The 21,278-nt window shown below is 66.3% G+C and carries 22 protein-coding genes; 7 read left to right on the top strand and 15 right to left on the bottom strand.

Annotated elements, in window-relative coordinates; all coding sequences use genetic code 11:
* The first annotated feature begins 43 nt into the window (after nt 1-43).
* Complete coding sequence (locus DN412_RS31475) at nt 44-595, top strand: carboxymuconolactone decarboxylase family protein (protein WP_115215153.1); 552 nt, start codon at nt 44-46, stop codon at nt 593-595.
* On the opposite strand, the gene DN412_RS31480 is transcribed toward DN412_RS31475, so the two are convergent.
* The 15 genes from DN412_RS31480 to DN412_RS31550 all read right to left on the bottom strand — a co-directional run bounded on the left by DN412_RS31480 (nt 571) and on the right by DN412_RS31550 (nt 15,105).
* Nucleotides 571-1,362, bottom strand: a complete 792-nt coding sequence (locus tag DN412_RS31480) for a helix-turn-helix domain-containing protein (protein WP_115215154.1) — start codon at nt 1,360-1,362, stop codon at nt 571-573. The two genes, DN412_RS31475 and DN412_RS31480, sit on opposite strands and share 25 nt — an antisense overlap.
* Before the next feature lie 116 nt (nt 1,363-1,478).
* Nucleotides 1,479-2,336, bottom strand: coding sequence for a fumarylacetoacetate hydrolase family protein (locus tag DN412_RS31485; RefSeq protein ID WP_115215155.1), 858 nt, complete (start codon nt 2,334-2,336; stop codon nt 1,479-1,481).
* 40 nt (nt 2,337-2,376) lie between these two features.
* Nucleotides 2,377-2,799 (bottom strand): PaaI family thioesterase, encoded by a 423-nt coding sequence (locus tag DN412_RS31490; protein WP_115215156.1) that lies wholly within the window; start codon nt 2,797-2,799, stop codon nt 2,377-2,379.
* 7 nt (nt 2,800-2,806) lie between these two features.
* Nucleotides 2,807-3,577: an enoyl-CoA hydratase/isomerase family protein gene (locus DN412_RS31495; RefSeq protein WP_115215157.1), complete on the bottom strand. Its 771-nt coding sequence runs from the start codon at nt 3,575-3,577 to the stop codon at nt 2,807-2,809.
* 15 nt (nt 3,578-3,592) lie between these two features.
* Entirely contained in the window at nt 3,593-4,255 is a 663-nt protein-coding gene (locus tag DN412_RS31500) for a 4-carboxy-4-hydroxy-2-oxoadipate aldolase/oxaloacetate decarboxylase (protein ID WP_115215158.1), read from the bottom strand.
* Nucleotides 4,256-4,257: 2 nt separating this feature from the next.
* On the bottom strand, nt 4,258-4,920 hold the full coding sequence (locus DN412_RS31505) for an RraA family protein (protein ID WP_115215159.1): 663 nt from the start codon (nt 4,918-4,920) through the stop codon (nt 4,258-4,260).
* Nucleotides 4,921-4,925: 5 nt separating this feature from the next.
* Entirely contained in the window at nt 4,926-5,588 is a 663-nt protein-coding gene (locus DN412_RS31510) for an RraA family protein (protein ID WP_115215160.1), read from the bottom strand.
* Between the two features lie 29 nt (nt 5,589-5,617).
* Nucleotides 5,618-6,616, bottom strand: coding sequence for a DODA-type extradiol aromatic ring-opening family dioxygenase (locus tag DN412_RS31515; RefSeq protein ID WP_115215161.1), 999 nt, complete (start codon nt 6,614-6,616; stop codon nt 5,618-5,620).
* A 15-nt stretch (nt 6,617-6,631) separates the two neighbouring features.
* Entirely contained in the window at nt 6,632-7,858 is a 1,227-nt protein-coding gene (locus DN412_RS31520; RefSeq protein ID WP_115215162.1) for a CaiB/BaiF CoA transferase family protein, read from the bottom strand.
* Nucleotides 7,859-7,876: 18 nt separating this feature from the next.
* A complete protein-coding gene (locus tag DN412_RS31525) occupies nt 7,877-8,320 on the bottom strand; it encodes a Zn-ribbon domain-containing OB-fold protein (RefSeq protein WP_244222850.1) in 444 nt (147 codons plus the stop codon).
* 5 nt (nt 8,321-8,325) lie between these two features.
* On the bottom strand, nt 8,326-9,489 hold the full coding sequence (locus tag DN412_RS31530) for a thiolase domain-containing protein (protein WP_115215164.1): 1,164 nt from the start codon (nt 9,487-9,489) through the stop codon (nt 8,326-8,328).
* Nucleotides 9,490-9,537: 48 nt separating this feature from the next.
* Nucleotides 9,538-10,524, bottom strand: coding sequence for a Bug family tripartite tricarboxylate transporter substrate binding protein (locus tag DN412_RS31535; protein ID WP_115215165.1), 987 nt, complete (start codon nt 10,522-10,524; stop codon nt 9,538-9,540).
* Between the two features lie 47 nt (nt 10,525-10,571).
* A complete protein-coding gene (locus DN412_RS31540) occupies nt 10,572-11,699 on the bottom strand; it encodes an acyl-CoA dehydrogenase family protein (protein WP_115215166.1) in 1,128 nt (375 codons plus the stop codon).
* Between the two features lie 15 nt (nt 11,700-11,714).
* Nucleotides 11,715-12,902 carry an acyl-CoA dehydrogenase family protein gene (locus DN412_RS31545; protein ID WP_115215167.1) on the bottom strand — a complete coding sequence of 396 codons (1,188 nt, stop codon included), beginning with the start codon at nt 12,900-12,902 and terminating at the stop codon, nt 11,715-11,717.
* A gap of 37 nt (nt 12,903-12,939) precedes the next feature.
* The gene (locus DN412_RS31550) at nt 12,940-15,105 is read right to left on the bottom strand and encodes an acetate--CoA ligase family protein (RefSeq protein WP_115215168.1); all 2,166 of its coding nucleotides are present in this window, start codon (nt 15,103-15,105) and stop codon (nt 12,940-12,942) included.
* Between the two features lie 429 nt (nt 15,106-15,534).
* Between DN412_RS31550 and DN412_RS31555 the strand changes: the two genes are divergently transcribed.
* From DN412_RS31555 to DN412_RS31580, 6 genes are read left to right on the top strand one after another with little or no spacing between them, the layout of a single operon-like run.
* Nucleotides 15,535-16,257: a GntR family transcriptional regulator gene (locus tag DN412_RS31555; RefSeq protein WP_115215169.1), complete on the top strand. Its 723-nt coding sequence runs from the start codon at nt 15,535-15,537 to the stop codon at nt 16,255-16,257.
* Nucleotides 16,258-16,288: 31 nt separating this feature from the next.
* Nucleotides 16,289-16,690, top strand: coding sequence for a RidA family protein (locus DN412_RS31560; RefSeq protein WP_115215170.1), 402 nt, complete (start codon nt 16,289-16,291; stop codon nt 16,688-16,690).
* Between the two features lie 5 nt (nt 16,691-16,695).
* Nucleotides 16,696-17,700, top strand: coding sequence for an amidohydrolase family protein (locus DN412_RS31565; protein WP_115215171.1), 1,005 nt, complete (start codon nt 16,696-16,698; stop codon nt 17,698-17,700).
* 1 nt (nt 17,701) lies between these two features.
* Nucleotides 17,702-18,940, top strand: coding sequence for a Rieske 2Fe-2S domain-containing protein (locus DN412_RS31570; RefSeq protein WP_115215172.1), 1,239 nt, complete (start codon nt 17,702-17,704; stop codon nt 18,938-18,940).
* A 33-nt stretch (nt 18,941-18,973) separates the two neighbouring features.
* Entirely contained in the window at nt 18,974-19,969 is a 996-nt protein-coding gene (locus tag DN412_RS31575) for a tripartite tricarboxylate transporter substrate-binding protein (RefSeq protein ID WP_115215173.1), read from the top strand.
* 19 nt (nt 19,970-19,988) lie between these two features.
* Nucleotides 19,989-21,272 (top strand): aromatic ring-hydroxylating oxygenase subunit alpha, encoded by a 1,284-nt coding sequence (locus DN412_RS31580; RefSeq protein ID WP_115215174.1) that lies wholly within the window; start codon nt 19,989-19,991, stop codon nt 21,270-21,272.
* Nucleotides 21,273-21,278 lie beyond the last annotated feature (6 nt).

Below are 21,278 nucleotides of genomic sequence, written 5' to 3' on the forward strand. Positions count from 1 at the left end.
GGCGCACTCACACTATCAACCGTTCAGTCTCGGGAGACCCCCAATGTCCTTAAGAATCGGTGAGACCGCTGGCCGTCCGTACCGGATCGCCGAAACCGACATGACGCCGGCTCAAGCCGACCTGGTGAACCGCATCCGAACGGGCCCCCGCAAGGACTTGCCTGTAAACATGGAAATCTGGCTGCATAGCCCTGAGTTTGCCGAGGTCGCCAACCGCTTTGCCGAATATGTAGGTCATTTGGCGCCGATGACACGACGTGTCAAGGAAATCACCATCCTGGTCGTTGCGGCCTATTGGAACTCCGCTTTCGAATGGTTTTGGCATGAAAGGCTGGGAAGTGAATTGGGGCTTACGTCCGAGCAATTGGCCACGCTGAAGACGCGGCAATTTACGCGCTTCGATAATGAGATCGAGCAAGCTGCGTATGATCTGGCGGTTGGACTGATGGAGAAACGAAACGTCGATGACGAGTTACATCGACGTGCCGTACGGGTGTTGGGCCACCAGGGTGTTTCCGATCTTGTCGGCCTTATCGGGCTTTACACGATGGTCGCGTTCTCGCTCGATTTTTACCGTGTACCGGTGCCGGACTGAAATTCTCCGAAATCCCGGCTGCTGTAGTTCGCCGAGATTTCGTTTGCCGTCTCACGCAGAACAGGAAGGAACTGTTCTATGGTAGGCGTGGTCATGAGGCGACCGAAGGTGGTCATGCCTAAAGCGGCGATCGCCACGCCGCTCAGGCAGATTGGTACTGCCAGTGTTGCCGAATCGCTAGCCTCGTTGGCTTGGCGCACGGCATGTCCCTGGGCCGCCACTTCGGCAATTTTTGACTCGAGCAATGCTTGCGCGGTGCCACCGTCGGTGGGGGTCATGGTCTGCAACAGATCCAGCACAATGCTCCTTTCCTGCTTGCTGCAATGGGCAAGGTACGCTAGCCCCATTGCCGAACTTTCCAGTCGCAAACTATGCCCGATGGTCGTAGCACGCACGGCGACCGGACTGTAGGGCATGGTACTGAATCCAATGACCAGCATATTGCGATCCCTGACACCAATCGCGAGCGGCCATTTGATTTCCCTGGTCACCCTGATGGCTATGGATGCTCCGGCAGAGACAATCTCGGCCTGCTCGGTGTAACCGCCACCCAGTTCTCGCACGTTCCTGGTCAGCGCGTAATATCCCCTGGCAATATCGGCTTGAACATATCCCTCGGACTGGAGAGTCGACAGGATTCGGAACAATGTGGTTTTCGGGAGCGCCAGCCTTTGGTGCAATTCATGCAGCGTCCAACGTTGCGCGGTGTTCATCAATCGAAGCACAGACAAGGCGCGCGCGACAGCGCGAATCTGGTTTTCTTCCATAATGAAGCATGTGTGATGCGTCTATTTTTCTCGCCTGTTTCCCTGTTGAACTGAAGCGCCGCAGAGCGTATCTCACTGAAGTGCGCGTGGCTCGAATACGGTCGCCCAGTTGATGCTCATCCCGCGACTTCACTGCGCACAGGGTTTCGCAACACCCCGAGCTTGCTGACCTCCACCTCCACCATGTCGCCATCCTTCATGAAGACCGGCGGCTCCCGGCGCGCCCCGACGCCGCCTGGCGTGCCCGTTACGATCACGTCACCGGCTTCAAGTTCGACGAAGGTCGAGCAATAGGCGACCAGCGTGGGAATCGAGAAGATCAGCATGTCGGTCGTCGCATGCTGCATGAGCTGGCCGTTAAGGCGCGTTTCCAGCGTCAGGATCTCGTCCTCGCCGATCTCGTCGGCCGTCACCAGTGCGGGGCCGAATCCGCCGGTGCACTGGAAATTCTTGCCCGGTCCCCATTGCGAGGTGTGGGCCTGCCAGTCGCGGATGCTGCCGTCGTTGTAGCAGGCGAAGCCGGCGATGTGCGAGAACGCCTTCTCCTCCGGAATGCGGCGGCCGGACTTGCCGATCACGACGGCGATCTCGCCCTCATAGTCGAGCCGCGTGGATTCTGGCGGCAGCAGGATCGGCTGCCCGTGGGCGACCTGCGAGGCGGCGACGCGAAAAAAGATGGTCGGCCGCACAGTCACCTCCCTGCGCGTTTCGCGGACGTGCCCGGCGTAGTTCAGGCCGGCGCAGAGGATCTTGCGCGGATCGGCCACCACCGGGCGGTAGGCGTCGAGTGCGTCGGCTTCAGGCAGATCGGCCGTGTGGCGGGCGGCCATGTCCATCAGCACCTCCACGGGCTGCCTGCGCAGCGCCGCACCGATGTCGGCAATGCGCAGGCGCGCGCCGAGGTCGATCACTCCGCCGGCCGTCGTGGCGCCAAAGCTCTGCCGTCCCTGATGGACGAAGCTGACCAGTTTCATGGGTATTCCTGGCTAATTGTTCGGGTTGGGAAATTGGCGCTCAGGCGCGCCGCGCCACCATGCAGGTGGCCGTGGCGGTCGCCAGCAACTGATCGTCCTGCCAGAGCTGTCCGACCACGTTGCAGACGCTGCGGCCGCGCCGCTCCAGCCGCGCGTGACCTTGCAGCGGCCCCGGCTTGCCCGGCCGGAGGAATGACAGATTGAGGTTCAGCGTCGAACAGAACTCACCGTCGGCCAGCGTCGCGGTGACAAGCATGGCGGTCACATCGTCGAGCATCGCGCCGAGCATGCCGCCCTGAACCTGGCCGGCAGGGTTCAGGAAGGTGTCCTGCGCCACGTAGGCGGCTTCCAGCGTGCCCGCTTCCGTGTCGACGGCGCGGACCTCGGCACCAAGCAGGCCACAGACGGCCGGTGGGGGCACCTCGCCGCAGCGCATGCGCGTGAAGTAGTTGTCGGGGGTCATATCGGTTTCAGTGTCCGGTAAAGCGCGGCGCCCGCTTCTCGCGCCACGCCAGCGCGCCTTCGCGCAGGTCATCCGAGGCGTCCGCGCGGGCGATGTCGCTCGCCAGCTCGTCGGCATCGAGCAGGCCGCGCGCGATGCGGTTCATGTGCTTCTTCATGCCGAGCAGTGCCAGCGGCGCCATGCCGGCCAACCTGTCGCTGACTTCCCGCACACGCGAGCGCAGCATGTCGACGCTCGCTTCGAGGGCATCGAGATAGCCAATGCGAAGCATGGCGTCGGCGTCGAGGCGCTCCGCCAGCAGCATCACGCGCCTGGCCGCGGCCAGCCCCAGCCGCGTGACGTAGCGCTCCAGTCCGCCGCGGTAGAACAGCAGGCCGAGACGGGCCGCCGGTACATGCATGTCGGCTTCAGGCGCGCCGAAACGGAAATCACATGCGAGCGCGAGATCGGTCGCGCCGCCGTAGACGCCACCGTGCAGCACGGCGATGGTGACCGGCCGCGCCTGTTCGAGCGCATTGGCCAGCGCCTCGAAGCGGGCTCCGACATCTTCGCCGCCAAGGCGGCCGATATTGAAGCCGCTGCAGAAATACCGGCCTTGCCCCTCGATGCGCAGCACGCGTATCTCGCTGTCCGCGTTCACGGTCTGCAAGTATTGGCGCAACACGTCAAGGTCCTCCGGCTCGAGGCGGTTCGCCACCTCGGGGCGGCGCAGCGTGATGACCGCGATATGGCCGTCGACGGCCAGTTCCGGCGGCTGTCCTTGCGGGGTCTCGCTCATGGCATCGGGCCTCGCTCAGTGAAAGCCGTAGATCCGCATGGTGGTCTCGCCCGCCTCCACCCGCTTCAGAATGGCAGCTTCAGTGGCCTCGCGGTCCTGGGCCTTGCGCACGACCTCGGCCGCGCGGGTGCGCGGCACCACCACCACGCCGTCGCGGTCGCCCACGACCAGGTCGCCGGCTTCCACGCGTGCGCCGCCAATCAGCACCGGCGCATTGAGCCAGCCGCTCGCGCCATAGTCCTTGCCCGTGCCACGGATGCACAAGCCGCGCGCGAACACCGGGAAGCCGATCTGCTCCAGCAACACGCCATCGCGCACGCAGCCGTCGATCACCAGCCCGCCGAGGTGCTTCACCTTTGCGGCAGTGGTCATGATCTCGCCCCAGTAGCCGTGCTCGTAGGCGCCGCTTACATGCACCACCAGCACGTCGCCGGGCTGCGCAATGTCCAGCGCGCGGTGCAGCCACAGGTTGTCGCCGCCGGGCGAATGGACCGTCAGTGCCGGGCCGCAGATGCGGAAGCCCGGGGCGACGGGCTTGATGGCCGGCGACACCACGCCGATCTTGCCGCCCGCTTCATGCAGCGTGGCCGTCGGCAATGCGCGCGCATCGTTGACGAGCTCGGCGCTGACCCGCTCGAAGTCGCGAATCGTGGTGCTGCTTGCGTCGTGTTCCGCCATGGTCAGGCTCCCTTGGTCTGCAGCTGGTGGTAGCGGAACTGGCGGCGCGCCTCGTCCAGGCGCATGCCGCCACGCACGGCTTCGCGGATCGCATTCTCGGCGTGCTCGATCTGCTCGGCGGTATCGAGTACCGCGGCTTCGTGCTCGCGCGGAATGACCACCACGCCATCGGCGTCGCCGCGCAGGATGTCGCCGGGCTGTACGCGCGCATCGCCGATATTCACGACCACATTGGTCGCTTCGACCTGCACGCGGTCCTTGCCCGTGCGCATCCAGTGGTCCTTGCTGAACACCGGGTAGCCGAGCTGGCGGCACAGCGCGACATCGCGGCACACGCCGTCGATGACCGTCCCGGCGATGCCGCGGCGATACGCGATCTCGGTCAGGATGTCGCCCCAGACGGTGGCATTGTCACGGCCGCCGTTGTCGAGCACAAGAATGCTGCCCGGTGGCACGTCGTCGATGTAGTCGCCCACGGTGCCGGGCGGGTTCGATGCCGGCCCGTACAGCAGCGTGTAGGCGCGCCCCGCTGTGGCAAAGCCCTCGCCACGGGCCTTGATGCGATAGCACTGGCCCGCTATGCCGTGCTTGTCCAGCGCGTCGCTCAGCGTGGCGGTGTCCAGCTTCGCGGCGCGCGCGACGTTGATATCTTGTTGTTCGCTCATGTCTCTCAACCCTTCAGCATGTGTTCGTAATTGCCGCCCATGACGTCGCCGATCGGCGTGCCGCCCAGGATGGCCTTCGCCATCACGGCCTCCTTGCGCACGATGGCTTCTGCCGTCTCCAGCACGCGGGCGATGTCGCGCGCAGCGATAAAGATCACCGCGCTGCGGTCCGCCACCACGTAGTGGCCCTCTTCCACTGTCACGTTGCCGATCTGCACCGGGACATTGGTGCCCTGCTCCACCACGCGGCTGCGCGCGGTGAACGCGGTCAGTGCGCGGCTGAACACGGGGAAATCAAAATCGAGCGCTTCATCGATATCGCGCACCGGACCATCCGCCACGACGCCGGCGACGCCGCGCACCTTGGCCCCGAGCGACAGCAGTCCGCCCCAGCTCCCCGCCTCCACGCCGGTGCGCTGCTCGACGACGATGATGTTGTCCGGGCCCGCCTGTTCGATTGCCGTGCAGCCGAGATGGCGCGCCGGTCCCGGCGGCGGCGCGCCGGTGCCGAGCTTGACGGTGATGGCCCGGCCGGCAATGCGCCCGGAGCCGGAGCGCTGCGGCAGGCCGGTGACAGTACCCGGCAATTGCAGCTTGTCGAGCGCGTCGGATACTGCGCAGCAGTCGAGCCGGCGCAGCCTTTGTACGTTGGATTCGGTTTCACTCATGGTCGTTGATATGGCTTTTGTTCGGTTATTCAGTCCAGCGTCTGCCAGGCCGCGAAGCACAGGCCAGTGCCGGTCAGCGCAGGCGTGCGGTAACCCGGGACATAGGAGACCCATTCAAGGTCGAGATCGCGCACGGCCTCGACGGCGATCAGCCAGTTGCGGATCTCGGAGCTGCCCGCCTGGAGCTGGCGCGGGTCCAGCGAAGCGAGGAAGCCTGTGTCCTTCCTGCGGATGGCGTCGATGATCGCGTTATCGAGATCGGCATCCACCACGAAATGGCTCAGCCCCCCCGAGGCCAGCACGCCCACGCGCAGGTCTTCGGGATAGGCGGCAATCAGCTCGCGCAGCGCGGCGCCGAGCTGGACGCAGCGGCGCGGCGTGGGCTGGTTAGGCGGATCGAAGGTGTTGACGATGACCGGCACCACCGGCAGGTCCAGCCCCTGCAGATAGCGGCGATGGATGAACGAGAACGCATGGCCTTCGAATTGCCCGCGTTCGAGCCCGTCCATCGCGGTGATATCGAAATCGCGGTCGCACAGTTCGCGGATCATCCAGCGGCCCATGTCGGCGTTGACGGGGTAGTCGCGGTCGGCGTCAGGCTCCTGGCGAACCATGCGGGCCTTCTTGTACCAGCCGTCGGAGGCGCTTTCGTCGCGCTTCGCATTGCGGATGGTGTCGCCGTAGTAGATCGCGAACGCCGGGTTGTTGGTGGTGCGGAACAGCTCGGTCTGGTCATCGCCCACCACCAGCAGCACGTCGAGCCGCGCCGCGCGAATGCGGTCTCGCAGCTCGTCCATGGCTGCTTCGGCCTGGTCGTAGCGTTCGCCCATGCGCTCGGGCGTCACCATGGACTCGGCATCGTCCGGGGCGATCGCGAGCAGCGCTTCATAGGTGGTCGGATTGCCGGCGCGGTCGAAGTAGTGCGGGTTCTTCGGATCGACCTGGCGGAAGCCGTGTTGCCAGTCTTCACGCTGGCAAACCAGCATGATGCTGTGGGAGGAACCGAAAGCGGCGACGAGTCTTGCCATGGAAGTGTCCTTCGTTCAAACGATGTAGGCGGCGCGCAGCTCGCCGACCTGTGCCGCGCTGTAGCCAAGCTCGCGCAGGATGTCGTCGGTATTGGCGCCCTGCTCCGGCGCGGGCTGCGGCGGCAGGTCGCGCGGATAACGCGACAGGCGCATCGGCTGACCGACCAGCGCCACATCGCCAAGCTCGGCGTGCTCCATCGGCCAGGCCACGCCAAGGTGCTTCACCTGCGGATCGGCAAATACCTGGTCCACGCGATGGATCGGGCCGCACGGCACGCCGGCCTTCAGCAACCGCTCGGTCCATTCGGCGGTGGTGCGCGTGCGCAGCGCCGCCTCGATCGCGGCATTGACCTTGTCGCGGTTGCGCACGCGCTCCGGATCGGAACCCAGGCCAGGCTCGTCGACGAGGTGCGGCACTTCCAGCGCCTCGCACAGGCGCTTCCACATGGTCTGGCCGATCGCGGCGATGTTCAGGTAGCCGTCACTGGTGGCGAACACGCCCGTGGGCACGGTCAGCGGATGTTCGTTGCCGGTCTGTTCGGGAATCTTGCGGTCGACCAGCCACTGCGCGGCCTGGAAGTCCAGCATGGCGATCTGCGCTTCGAGCAGCGAGGTCTGCACCCACTGCCCTTCGCCCGACGCCTCGCGCTCCAGCAGCGCCGTAAGGATGCCCATCGCGCAGAAGTGGCCCGCGCAAAGGTCCGCGAGCGGAATGCCGACGCGCATCGGGCCTTCGCCCGGCTTGCCGGTCACGCTCATCAGTCCACCCATGCCCTGCGCAATGGAATCGAAGCCGGGCCAGCCCGCGTAGGGGCCATCCTGGCCGAAGCCGGAAATGCTCGCGTAGACCAGCCGCGGGTTGATCGCGCGCAGAGCGTCCGGACCGATGCCGAGGCGGTGCTTCACGTCGGGGCGGTAGTTCTCGATGAAGACGTCGGCGCGGCTGACCAGTTCATGCAGGATCTTCACGCCCTCCGAGGTCTTCATGTTGAGCGTGAGGCTTTCCTTGTTGCGGTGCAGGTTCTCGTAGTCGGCGCGGTTGTGGTCGCGTCCGCCGATCATGTCGTCGCCGCCGGGTGCGCCCGGCGGGATCTCCAGCTTGATCACGCGCGCGCCCATGTCGGCGAATAGCCGCACCGCGGTGGGACCGGCGCGCACGCGCGAGGCGTCGAGGATGGTGAAGCGGGACAGCGGGCCCTTTCGCTCGCCCGTGCCGTGTTCGTTGTGTCGGGTATCAGCCATGGTCGTTGCCTCAGGTCTTTATGCCGGGGTGAACATCGGCACGGCGTAGCCGCCATCGCTCGGCTTGAACACGACCTTCACGCGCTGGCCGATCTCGATCTCGCGCGGGTCGCAGTCCACCAGGTTGGTCATCATCGTCACGCCTTCTTCCAGCCTTACGTAGGCGAGCGTCCAGGCGGCCTCGCCCTTGCCCATGGTGCTGAACGAGTAGACCGTGCCAAAGCCGCCGGTCTCGCGCCATTCAGTGCGGTCGGACTGGCAGTGCGGGCAGATGTCGCGCGGGTAGTAGTGCGGTGCGTGGCAGTCCAGACAGGCCTTGATCACCAGGCGGCCGGCGTCCGCGGCTTCCCAGAACGGCTGGCTTTCCGGTAGCGTGCGCGGCGCGGGAATCTTGCGCGGACCGGCGGGCGGCGCCTTTGCGGCCGCGTTGGCAGAGGTGGCCGGAGTAGCGTGTGTGCTCATGGTGTTCATTCCCTTTCAAGAATCAGCGTGGCCGCGGTATGGCGCGAAGCCAGCGCGCCACCGATGCCGCTGGCCAACGCCAGGTCGCAGTTGGGGACCTGCACCGCGGGGTGCGCCTCGCCGCGCAGCTGGCGCACGGCCTCGATCACCTTGGTGACGCCACCGCGGTTGGCCGGATGGTTGTTGCACAGGCCGCCGCCGTCGGTGTTGAACGGCAGGCGTCCCACGCCGGAAATCAGGCCGCCGTCGGCGACGAACTTGCCGCCCTCGCCCTTCTTGCAGAAGCCCAGGTCTTCGAGTTGCATCAGCACGGTGATGGTGAAGCTGTCATACAGCGACGCGTACTTGATGTCGGCAGGCGTGACGCCGGCTTCAGCAAACGCGGTCGGGCCCGACCATGCGGCGGCCGACCACGTCAGGTCGATGTTGCCGCCCATGGCGTGCTTGGGTGCTTCGCCAGTGCCGCGCACCTTCACCAGCGGACGCTTGAGCTGGCGGGCGATCTCGGGGCGTGCGACGATCAGCGCCCCGCCACCGTCGCTCATCACGCAGCAGTCCAGGCGGTGCAGCGGGTCGGCAACCATCGGTGAATTGACCACGTCTTCCACCGTCACCACGTTGCGCAGCATGGCGTGCGGATTGTGCTGGGCGTGATGCGACGCGGCCACCTTGATCCACGCTAGCTGCTCGCTGGTGGTGCCGAATTCGTACATATGGCGTTTCGCCACCATGCCATAGAGATTCTGCGTGGCCGGGCCGAAAGGCAGTTCGAAGGCCACGTCGGGCGCATCCGGGTCCGGTGCCCGCAGCGCCAGCGCAGCGCCCGCCGCGCGCGGCCGTCCGGCCAGCGTGATCAGCGCGACGTTGCAGCGCCCCGCGGCAATGGCCTCGGCAGCGTGCGCTACGTGCAGGATCGGCGCGGAGCCGCCGCATTCGGTGGAATCCACGTGGCGCGGCTTCAGACCAAGGTATTCCACGATCGTGGTGCTGCCCAGGCCCGGTGCATCGCCGGCACAGAAGTAGCCGTCGACATCGGCGGCGGTGAGGCCGGCATCGGCCAGCGCGCCGCGCGCCACGTCGGCATGCAGGCGCGCCACCGACAGGTCATCGGCTTTGCGTGTGGGATGCTCGTAGGCCCCCACGATGTAGGCGGATCCGTTCAGGGTCATGATGAATGGCAGGAGCTTGGGAAGATATGTCGGGTGTTGCCTCGGGCGTCACTGGTCCGGGGTGAATCCGCTGGCCTTGATCACCGGCCCCCAGTAGGTCAGTTCCTTGCGCTGGAGGCGGTCCAGGTCCGCGGCCGGCCGGAAATCGGGATTCAGCGTGGCGCGCGTCTGCAGCGTGGTGCGCACATCAGGCATGGCAAGGACCTTGCCGAGCGCCGCCTGCATGCGGTCCAGTTCGGCCTTGGGCGTGCGAGCCGGAGCCCAGATGCCGGCCCAGGCTTCGCCGCTGTCAACCGCCACGCCCTGCTCCGTCGCCGTGGGCACGCCTGGCAACAGCGGCGAGCGCGCCGCCCCGAACACGGCGATGATGCGAACCTTGCCGCTCTTCGCATGCGGCAGGATGTCGCCGGCCGTCATCACGGCCGAAGAGAGCTGTCCGCCGAGCAGGTCCGTGACAAGCGGGCCATTGCCCTTGTAAGGCACGACGTTCATTGGCACGCCAATGGCCTTGCCGAACTGCAGGCCCGTGAAGTGCGTCTGCCCACCCAGGCCGGCGGTGCCGAACATGGCCTTGCCGGGATGCGCCTTCACCCACTCCACGAAGCCCTTCACATCTGTGACGCCCGTCTGGGTGCTCACCACGAGCGCCAGCGGATAGGAGATCACCACCGCGACCGGCGTCAGGTCGGTCAGCAGGTCGTACTTGAGCGTGGCCGGCGGATACAGCAGCGTGGGGAAGATGGCGGTGGCATTCGGCGCCACCATGTAGGTCAGCCCGTCCGGTGCGCTGTGCTTGAGCATGCCTGTCGCCACGCGGCCGCCGGCGCCGGGGCGGTTGTCGACGATCACTGTCTGCCCCAGTTCGCCTTGCAGCTTCTCGGCCAGCACGCGCGCCACGGTGTCGGTCGAGCCACCGGGCGGGAAGCCGACCAGGAACTTGATCGGCTGCTTCTCCTGCGCCTGCGCACCGCAGGCGAATGCCAGGCCCAGCGCTAGCACGCCGCAGGCTGACCTTAGGGTATGGATGAGGGCCATGTCTTTGTCTCCTGTGTATTGTTTTGTGCGAACCGGCCAGGCGCCGGTCAGGCCTGCCTGGCGAAACTCGCCAGGTGGTGTCCGGCGTCGCCGAACAGCTGGTTGATAACCATCAGGCGCTTGGCGTAGTGGCCGACGCGGCATTCGTCGGTCATGCCCATGGCGCCGTGCATCTGGATCGCCCACTGCCCGACCTGCCGGCCCGCCTGGCCGATCACCGTCTTGGCCGCCGACACCAGCCGGCGGCGCTGCGCTGCGTCGCCGTCGGCGACCGCCATGGCAGCCACGCAGGCCATCGACTTGCACTGTTCGAGCGCGATCAGCATGTCCGCGACGCGGTGCTGCAGCACCTGGAACTTCGCCAGCAACGAGCCAAACTGCTTGCGTGTCTTCAGTTGCTCCGCGGTCAGGTCCAGCAGGGCTTCCAGCGCGCCGACGGCCTCCGCGCACAGGGCGGCGTTGGCGCGGTCAGCGGCGGCGACAATCACCGGCAGCGCGGCGCCGGCCTGGCCCAGTACCGCATCGGTACCGGCGCCGACATGGCGCAGCGTGAGGTGCGCGGCGCTGCGGCCGTCCAGCGTGCGGAACTCGCGCACGGCCAGTCCGGGCGCATCGGCCGGAATGAGGAAAAGCGTCACGCCCTGCTCGTCGGCAGCCTCGCCTGCGGTGCGCGCAGCCACGATGAAAGCATCGGCCTGCGCGCCATCGAGCACCAGCGTCTTGGTCCCGTCGAGCACCCAGCCATCGTCGTCGGGGCGCGCCAGTGTGCCGACGTGCGACAGGTCATAGCGGGCGTCGGCTTCGCCGATCGCCAGCGCCAGCCGTGCCTGCCCCGCGGCCAGTGCCGGCAGCCACTGCTGCCGCTGCGGTGGCGTGCCGGCCTCGTCGAGCAGTTGCCCGGCCAGCACCACGCTCGACAGCCACGCACCACCGCCGAGCGCCCGGCCCAGTTCCTGCGCCACCAGCATCATTTCAGTCGGGCCTTGCTCGCTGCCGCCGACGTCAGCGGCCAGCGGCAGCCCGAGCAGGCCGAGGTCGGCCATGGCGGCCCAGCGCGCGGCGGCTTCGCCGTCCGTTTCGGCATCGCCACGGCGATGCGCGGGGTACTCGCCGTCGCAAAAGCGGCGCACCGCATCGCGCAGCGCGATATGTTCGTCGTTGAGTGAGAAATCCATGGTCTCGGAGAGGTGTCAGGCCGCGAGGAAGGCCTTGCTGATCAGGTTGCGCTGCACTTCGTTGACGCCGCCGTAGATCGACAGCTTGCGCGCGTCGAGGTAGTTGGCGGCCAGCGCCGACAGTTCGAGCGGGCTGGCGGGTTCGTCCTGCTCGCCGCGCAGCGCCGATTCCTCGAACGGTATGGCATGCGGGCCCGCCACTTCCACCAGCAGTTCGTAGATGGCCTGGCGCAGCTCGGTGCCGCGAACCTTGAGCATCGACGCCTCTACCGTCGGCACCCGGCTTTGCTGGTTGGCGCTGAGCAGGCGCAGCGCGGTGAATTCCAGGGCCAGCAGCTCGATCTCGAACTGCGCCAGGCGCGACTGCAGCACCGCGTCGCCGTCCAGCCCTTCGCTGGCCGCGAGCGCACGGGCCCGCTTCAATTGCTGCTTGCACGAGCCGATGCCGGCGATGCCGGTTCGCTCATGGCCCAGCAGGTACTTGCCGTAGGACCAGCCCTTGTTCAGCTCGCCCACCAGGTTCTCCACCGGCACCCGCACGTTGTCGAGGTAGCACTCGTTCAGGTCGGTGCCGCCTTCGAGCATGCGGATGGGCCGGACCTCCACGCCCGGGGTGTTCATGTCGATCAGCAGGAACGAGATGCCCTCCTGCGGCTTGGTCGCGTTCGGGTCGGTGCGCACCAGCGCGAACATCATCGAGCACCAGTGCGCGTAGGAGGTCCACACCTTGTGGCCATTGACCACGAAATGCTTGCCGTCCGGTTCCAGCACCGCGGTGGTCCGCACCGCCGCCAGGTCGGAACCGGCGCCCGGTTCGGAGAAGCCCTGCGCCCACCATGTGTTGCTCTGGCGGATGTCGGGCAGGTACTTCGCTTTCTGCTCGGGCGTGCCGAAGGCAATCAGCACCGGGCCCAGCATCTGGATGCCGCTGGCGATGATGCGCGGCGCGCCGCCCAGCATGGTTTCCTCGTCGAAGATATAGCGCTGCACGTGGTTCCAGCCCGGGCCGCAGTGTTCCACGGGCCAGCCCGGCGTCAGCCAGCCGCGTGCTTCGAGAATGCGGAACCACGTCACGTAGTCGGCATGCTCCAGGCGCAGGCCGAGTTCGACCTTGCGCCGGATATCGGCAGGCAGGTTCGCCTTGACGAACGCGCGCACCTCCTGGCGGAACGCCTCGTCGGCGGGGGAAAAAGTCAGCTTCATGGTGATGAGCCGTGGAATGTGTGCCTTGGATTCAGGCTTACGGGGCGCAGACGACCAGCGCATCGAGCGCGAGCACGCGGTCGGGGTACGCCACCAGCGGGTTGACATCGATCTCGGTGATCGCGGGGTTGGCGCGCATCTGTGCGCCGATCAGCGTCACGGCGCGCGCAATCGCAGCCACGTCGACCGCGGCCGCGCCACGGATGCCGCGCAGCAGGGACGCCGCCTTGAGCCGACCCAGTTCCTGCACCACATCGGCTTCGGCCAGGTCGGCCGGGATCAGCCGCACATCCTTCAAGGCCTCGATCCACACGCCGCCAAGGCCGACCAGCACCACCGGCCCCCAGCCTTCATCGCGCCGTGCGCCGACCACCAGCTCCAGCCCGCGCGGGCCCATCGCCTCAACCAGGACCCCGTCGAGCCGCAGGCCCGGGCGGTGCGTGACGATATTTACCTGCAGGCGGCTCCAGCCGGCACGCAGTGCGGCTTCATCGGCCAGGCCGACGATCACGCCGCCCACATCGCTCTTGTGCGGCAGCTCGCTTGCCTGCGCCTTGATCACCACCGGGTAGCCGATGCGCGCGGCAATCGCCGCCGCCTCGTCCGCGCTGGTCGCCAGCGCGCCTTCGGGCACGGTGAGGCCCGCAGCAGCCAGCCACGCCTTGCCCTGGTATTCCGCAAACACGCCCGACGGGGGTACCGCGCCGGGCAGCGGCACCGCCGCCGGAACGGACTGGCTCGCCCGCCCGGCACGCTGCAGGGCCTCGCCATAGGCCGACACCCGGGCCAGCGCGCGCAGCGCACGGTCGGGCGAGCGGAAGAACGGCACGCCGCTGGCGCGGATGGCGTCGACAAAGAAGGTCTCGATCGGGCCGCTGTCGCCGGTGACGACCAGCACCGCCGGCTTGCCGGCGCGAGCCAGCGCCGGCACGATGTGCTCGGCCTTGTCGCGCTGCGCCACTTCGGGCCCGGCGGGAATGCTGAGCACGATGCTGCCCACTGCCGCGTCAGACAGCATGGTCAGCAGCACTTCGCCGACCAGGCCGGGGTTGCGCACGCCGATGGTGGTGTAGTCGAGCGGGTTCTCGGCCACTGCGTAGTCCGGCAGCATGGCCTTGAGGCGTGCCGTCGTCTCCTCTCCGAGAGCCGGCAACGACAGGCCAAGCCCGTCGCAGAAGTCCAGCGCGACGTTCTTCATCGCACCGGACCCGGTCATAAAAGCCGGGCCACCGGCAGGCGGCACCGGAAAACGCAGCAGGATCGCCGCAGCGTCGACAAGTTCGTCAGGGGTATCGACCAGCACCACCGCTTCGCGGGCCAGCGCCACGCAGGCGGTGGCGTGATCGCCGGCCAGCGCGCCGGTGTGGGACTGGGCCGCTTCGCGCGCCCGTTCGCTGCGGCCCGGCATCAGCATCACAATGGGCTTGCCGGCCAGGCGCGCCTTGCGCGCCAGCGCGAGGAACGTACGCGGGCGCCGTACCTGTTCGGCATACACGGCCAGCACGCGGGTCTGCGGGTCGTCGATGTAGTGGGCAACGAAGTCCTCGACACCGAGCGATGCTTCATTGCCCGTGGATACCACGGCGGTCAGCGGCAGGCCGCGCCCGATGAAGGCGTCGCGCATGTTCGCGGCCATCGCGCCGCTTTGCGCCACCACGCCGATACCCGGTCGTCCGTCGCAGGGATAGGGCTGGACGGCCTCGAAGGTCACGGGCACGTTGCCCTCGAAATTCGTGAAGCCCATGCAATTCGGTCCGAGCAGCAGCATGCCGGCGTCGCGCGCGGCGGCGGCCAGCTGGTCCTGCCGTGCGCGGCCGGCCTCGCCGGTTTCCGCATAGCCGGATGCGAACAGGACCGCCGCACGGGTGCCCTTCGCAGCCAGACTGCGCACGGCGTCGAGCACGCCCGCCTCGGGAATCGCCAGCACGGCCAGGTCGATGCCGGCGGGCAAGTCGTCCACCGTCTTCACGCAGCCGCGGCCATTGATCTCGGTGCTGCTGCGGCTGACCAGGTGAATCGACCCGGCATAGCCGAAGCGCTCCAGATTCGCCAGCACAAAACCGCCGAACGAGCGCGCGTCCGCCGAAGCACCGACGATGGCAATGGAAGCCGGACGGAGAACGCTGGTCGCGGCAGCCACCGCGGCTTCGGCCGCGGGTTGAGGCTGTCCGGCCTGCGCGCCGGGAAAGTCAGAGGTCTTCATGGGTTGGTTGTTCCAGGAAAGGGGCAGTTGTTTCGTCTTGGCTGCATTCTGGCATACCAGAATTGCAGTTTCAATACACCACTAAGCCATATACTCGAAAACTTTCTAAGGGGTTTCCCCTAGGCGATCTGAGGTGGCCGGCCCTCCACGAGGCGGTATCAGCGTCTTCCACGCCACCGCCGCAACGTCCTTGGATGCATTGTTGGAACCACTCGCCCGAAGGCGATATGGTCAAGTACGGCATGGAATTCCGGGGAATTTCCAGCCCCCCGCCTGGCGCATGAGTCTGCGTCCTCCTAGCGTAGGACATGAACGCCCTGGCATCCTTGCCATCGGCATGCCGATCTTTTTCTTCCAGTCTTTGCATACCAGCCTTTTTTTGTTGTATATTTTTAAACGACAAAGAGATGCTTTTTTGCGTCAAACCGTATGCAACTGACCGACCCCACCCTGAACCCACCCCGCCCCGCCGGACGTCACAGCCGGGCCGAAGACATCCGAGCCACGCTGGAGGCCGAGATTGAGGCCGGTGTTTTGTGTCCCGGCGAGCCGCTTGACGAGCGGGAGCTGGCCCAGCGCTTTGGCGTATCCCGCACGCCGGTGCGGGAAGCCTTGCAGCAGCTCGCCGCGCATGAACTGGTCAGCATTGCCCCGCGCCAGGGCGCGGTGGTCGCGCGCCTGTCCGTCGGCAAGGTGCGCGCGATGCTGGAATACGTGGGCGAACTGGAATCCCTGGCGGCCCGTCTGTCCGCGCGCCGCGGCGACGAAGCGCTGCATGCGGCGCTCGACGCCGGCCTGGCGCTGTGCCGGCGCGTCGCGGCGACGCCGGGTGCGGTCGGCTACGCCGCCGCGAACGCGGCCTTTCACGAAGCCATTTACCAGGGCTGCCGCAACGAGGTCCTGGCCGGCCACATCCGCGCGGCGCGGCGGTGCCTGCAGCGCTACCGCATGCGCGACTTCGCCACCGGGCAGCAAGTCGCGAAGTCACTGGAAGAGCACCAGCGCATTGCCGACGCGATCCGCGCCGGCGACGAACAGCAGGCCGCCGCGGCCATGACGCTGCACGTGCCCGCGGGCACGACCGGCTTCGCCGAATTCCTGGCGACCGTGCCGACCCATTTCTTCGACGGCGGCCATGCCGCCGCGTCCTGATCACAGCCATTCCCGAACCCTCAGGCATCCCATGACCAGACCTCTTCGCTCGCTCGATGTGCCCGGCCTTGCGCACAACGCTCCCATTCCCACCGGCGCCCGCGTGGGCAATGTCATCTGCACCTCCGCCATCTCGGGCAAGGATGCGGCCACCGGTGAACTGCCGCATGGCGCGGCGGCACAGGCCGCGCACGCGTTCCGCAATCTCGCCAGCGTGCTGGCGGCCGGCGGCGGCAGCGTGGCGGACGTGGTCAAGATGACCATCTACGTGAAGGACAACAGCGTGCGCGAAGCCATCAATGCCGAATGGCTGCAGTGCTTCCCGAACCCTGAAGACCGCCCCGCGCGGCACATCGTCGTGCATGACCTGCAGCACGGCATGCTCTTGCAACTCGAATGCCTGGCCGTCCTGGCCGGCGCCAACCAAGGCTGAACACCATGATCATCGATTCCCACGCCCACGTCGTCATGCCCCCGGAGAGCTTCCGCTACATGGCGGAACTGATCGGCGGCCGCGCCAACCCGTCCACCACGCCGAAGATTCCGGACGCCTCGGTGCGCAAGGCAGCGGAAGAACTGGTGCGCAGCATGGACGCCGTCGGCACCGACGTGCAGTTCATCTCGCCGCGCCCGTACCTGCAGATGCATTCGGTCAAGCCGGGCCGCGTGACCGAGCTGTGGTCGCGCCACTGCAATGACATCATCGCGCGCTTCGTCGCCATGTTCCCGGACCGCTTCCGCGGCGTGGCCGGGCTGCCGCAGCACATGCTGGAATCGCCGGCCGAGCGCGCGGTGCAGGAACTGGAACGCTGCGTGAACGAACTCGGCTTTGTCGGCTGCCTGATCAATCCAGATCCGACCGAGAGCGAAGGCCCGACGCCGCCGGGGCTGGGCGATCCGTTCTGGTATCCGCTGTACGAGGCCATGACGCGCCTGGACGTGCCGGGCCTGATCCACTCCGCGGGCAGCTGCAGCGCGCGCGAGTCGTACACGCTCAAGTTCATCAACGAGGAAAGCATTGCCGTGATTTCGCTGCTGAACTCGAAGGTGTTCCAGGAATTCCCGAACCTGAAGATCGTCGTCGCGCATGGCGGCGGTGCGATTCCATACCAGATGGGCCGCTTCCGCTCTTGGTCGGTGCGCAAGGGCGAGACCGTCACGTTCGACGAGCAGCTGCGCAAGCTCTACTTCGACACCTGCAACTACTCGACCGAGGCGATCGACCTGCTGCTCAAGGTGGCTGGCACCGACAACGTGCTGTTCGGCACCGAGAAGCCCGGCACCGGAAGCTCGCGCGACCCGCTGACCGACCGCGACTACGACGACATGAAGCCGGTCATCGAAGGCATCTCGTGGCTGACCGACGAGCAGCGCAAGAACATCTTCGAATGCAACTGCCGGCGCCTGTACTCGCGCGCCTTCCGCACCGACGAGGAGTGCTGACATGCCAATGACCCGCGAAGACAACGAGCTGCTCACGCGCGTCGAGAACGGCGCGCCGATGGGCGAGATGATCCGCCAGCATTACTGGCTGCCGGCGGTGCCGTCGGCCAAGCTGGTGGCGGACGGCGCGCCCGTACGCGTGCGCCTGCTCGGCAGCAACTACGTCGCCTTCCGCCGCACCGACGGCGCGGTGGGCGTGCTCGATGAGTTGTGCCCGCATCGCAAGACCTCGCTGCTGATGGCGCGCAACGAGGACAACGGCCTGCGCTGCATCTTCCACGGCTGGAAACTCGGCACCACCGGCGAAGTCATGGAAGCACCGAACCATGTCGGCGACCAGGCGCAGTTCTGCAAGCACGTGCGCGTGAACCGCTACGGCGTGCAGGAACGCGGCGGCATCGTGTGGGTGTGGCTCGGCAAGGGCGAACAGGCACCCAAGTTCCCCGACCTGCCGTTCACGTCGCTGCCCGAAGACCAGCGATCGGTCACGAGCCAGGAAGTGCCGACCAACTGGGTGCAGGGCGTGGAAGCATCGATGGATTCTTCGCACGTCGGCGTGCTGCATGAATCGACCACGCAGATCACCGCGGGCTCCGGCAACCAGCGCATGCACATGACACAGGCACTGGCACCGCGCCTGGAATTCGAGGATCGCCCTTACGGCTACCGCTACGCGGCGCTGCGCCCGCTGCCCGACGACAAGCTCTATGCGCGCGTGAACAACTTCGTGATGCCGTGGTACGGCATCATCTGCGCGCCCGATGAAAAAGGTCCGAGCACGGTGTTCTTCTCCACACCGGTGGACGATGTCACCCACCGCGCCTGGTTCGTGCATTTCAACCCGCACCGCCCGCTCGGCATGACCGTCATGTCGGCCACGCCAGACGTGTGGAACTTTCCGCCGTTGCCGCCGGGCACGCCCGCCGACAACTGGGGCCAGAACCGCGACCTGATGCGCCGCGGCCATGCCACCGGGTTCCCGCAGCACCTCGGCACCGAAGACTTCGCCATGTTCATCGGCCAGGGCCCGATTGCTGACCGCACCACCGAGCAGCTTTGCTCGGCCGACGGCGCGGTGCTGCGCGTGCGGCAGGCGCTGCTGAAGTCGGTGCGCGAGTTCCAGGCCGGCAAGACGCCGACACTCGCCGACAACCCCGATCTCGACTACAGCCAGATCTTTTCTGTCGGCGGCGTGCTGCCCGCCGGCGAAGACTGGCGTTCGCTGACCACGGCGCCCTGAGCCGGCAAGACTGACAAGAAGACGGAGACAACGATGACCAGCCCCCGCTCCCCCTGGCGCCGTCAGCTCTTGCTGGCGGCGTGCGCCGGCCTCGCCGCGCCCGCGGCCTCGTTCGCGCAGCTGCGCGGCAAACCCGCCATTCGCATCCTCCTGGGCCTGCCGCCCGGCGGCGGTACCGATGCCATCGCGCGGTTCTTTGCTGATTCGCTGCCTGCACTGCTCGGTCAGCCGGTGATCATTGAGAACCGTGTGGGTGCCGGTGGCAGGCTGGCGGCTGATACGCTGAAGACAGCCCAGCCGGATGGACTCACCTACATGATCGCGCCCAATGCGACACCGACTTTCCAGACGCTGATCTTCGGCAAACAACTCAAATGGGATCTGTGGAAAGATTTCGAGCCGGTGGCCGGCCTAGTCTCCTTCCCATGTGGCATGGCGGCCGGCGCCAGGACGCAGGCTCGCAATGCAGCAGGCTTTGTACGATGGGTCAGGGCCAATCCAGACAAGGCCAACTTCGGTGTACCCGGACTCGGAGGTCAGAACCATTTCCTTGGCATCCAGTTCGCCAGGAGCGCCGGAATTGACCTGCCAGTGGCTCCATACAAAGGTACGCCTCCGATGATTACCGATCTCCTCGGAGACCACATCGCCAGCGCTGTCACACTGCTGGAGGATTTGCGCAAGTACCACCAAACGGAGCGCATCCGGCTGCTCGGCATTTTCAGTGACAAGCGCTCAGTGCTGGCGCCTGACATCCCGACGATGGCCGAACAAGGCTTCGACGTTACCCAAGGTGACGGCTGGACTGCGATGTGGGCGCCGGCCCGCACACCAGCACGAGAGATAGCGCGCATGCAGATGGCACTGCGCACGATCCTGTCTTCGCCGCAATCGCGCGACTTCCTGATGAAACAGCTTGCGGTCGTGCCCGACTACCTGGATGACCAGCAGATGGCTCGCCGCCAGCGCGCCGAACTTGAAACCTGGGCGCCTGTCATCAAGGCCTCCGGCTTCCGTGCAGAGCTCTGATCAACAGGAGGGCACACAAATGCTGAGCGAGGAAAGGAATCGAATCCTGACCAGCGTAGGTGCAGGCACACCGATGGGGGAAGTGTTGCGTCGCCACTGGCACCCGATCGCGGGTATCGACGAATTGGAACGCGAACCCATCAAGCCTGTCCGGCTGATGGGGGAGGACCTGGTTCTATACAAGGACCTGAGCGGCAACTACGGCCTGGTGGACAGGCACTGCGCTCACCGCCGCGCCGATCTTGCCTACGGGTATGTAGAGACGAACGGCTTGCGCTGCAACTACCACGGCTGGTGCTATGACCATCACGGCCGCTGCGTCGAGCAACCGTTCGAGCAAGTGGTCGACCCGACAGGAAGGCTGCGGGAGCGCGTACACCTCAAAGCATATCGGGTTGCGCCGAAAGCCGGCATGCTGTGGGCGTATCTCGGGCCGGATCCAGCGCCCCAACTGCCTGACTGGGAGCCCTTCAGTTGGGCCAACGGTTTCGTCCAGGTGGTATTCGCCGAAGTCCCCTGCAACTGGCTACAGGCGCAGGAGAACTCCATCGATCCGGTCCATTTCGAATGGATGCATGCTAACTGGGGGCGCCAGTTGCGCGGCAACACAGGACAGCGCGCACCACGTCACCTGCAGGTTGCCTTTGAGGAATTCGAGCACGGCTTTATCTACAAGCGCATTAGCGAAGATACCGACGAGCGCCACCCGCTCTGGACCATCGGACGCGTCTGCCTTTGGCCAAATGCCTTTTTCCTCGGCGACCACTTCGAATGGCGTGTACCGGTCGATGACACCAATACGCTAAGCGTTACGTGGTCCTTCATCCGGGTGCCCCGTGAGGCCGAACCCTTCGTACAACAAGAGATCCCCAGCTGGACTAGCCCCACCCGCGATCCTGCCACTGGCCGCTGGATATCCAGCCATGTCATCAACCAGGACATCATTGCCTGGGTCGGGCAAGGCCCGGTGACGGACCGCACACGCGAAACCTTAGGCGCCAGTGACAAAGGCATCGCGATGATCCGCCGTCGGCTGCTCGACGACGTCGACGCCGTGGCACAAGGACACGATCCCAAGGGAGTCATCCGAGACGCGCAAGCCAATCACCGCGTGATGCTGCCAAGCGATTCGCGTGAATTTTTTCTGAACGGCCTGCCACGAGCCGAATATGAACGACACCCGAAGTGGGGCAAGCTACTGCGCCACTTCATCTTCCACGCCGGACAACCGGCGGTTGTCCAACAAGCTTATGAGGCAGCCACCGGCGTCGCCATCGAAGACATTGGCGTCGTAGATGTCTGAGCCGAG

It is taken from the genome of Cupriavidus lacunae (genome assembly GCF_003353055.1).
Lineage (GTDB): Bacteria > Pseudomonadota > Gammaproteobacteria > Burkholderiales > Burkholderiaceae > Cupriavidus > Cupriavidus lacunae.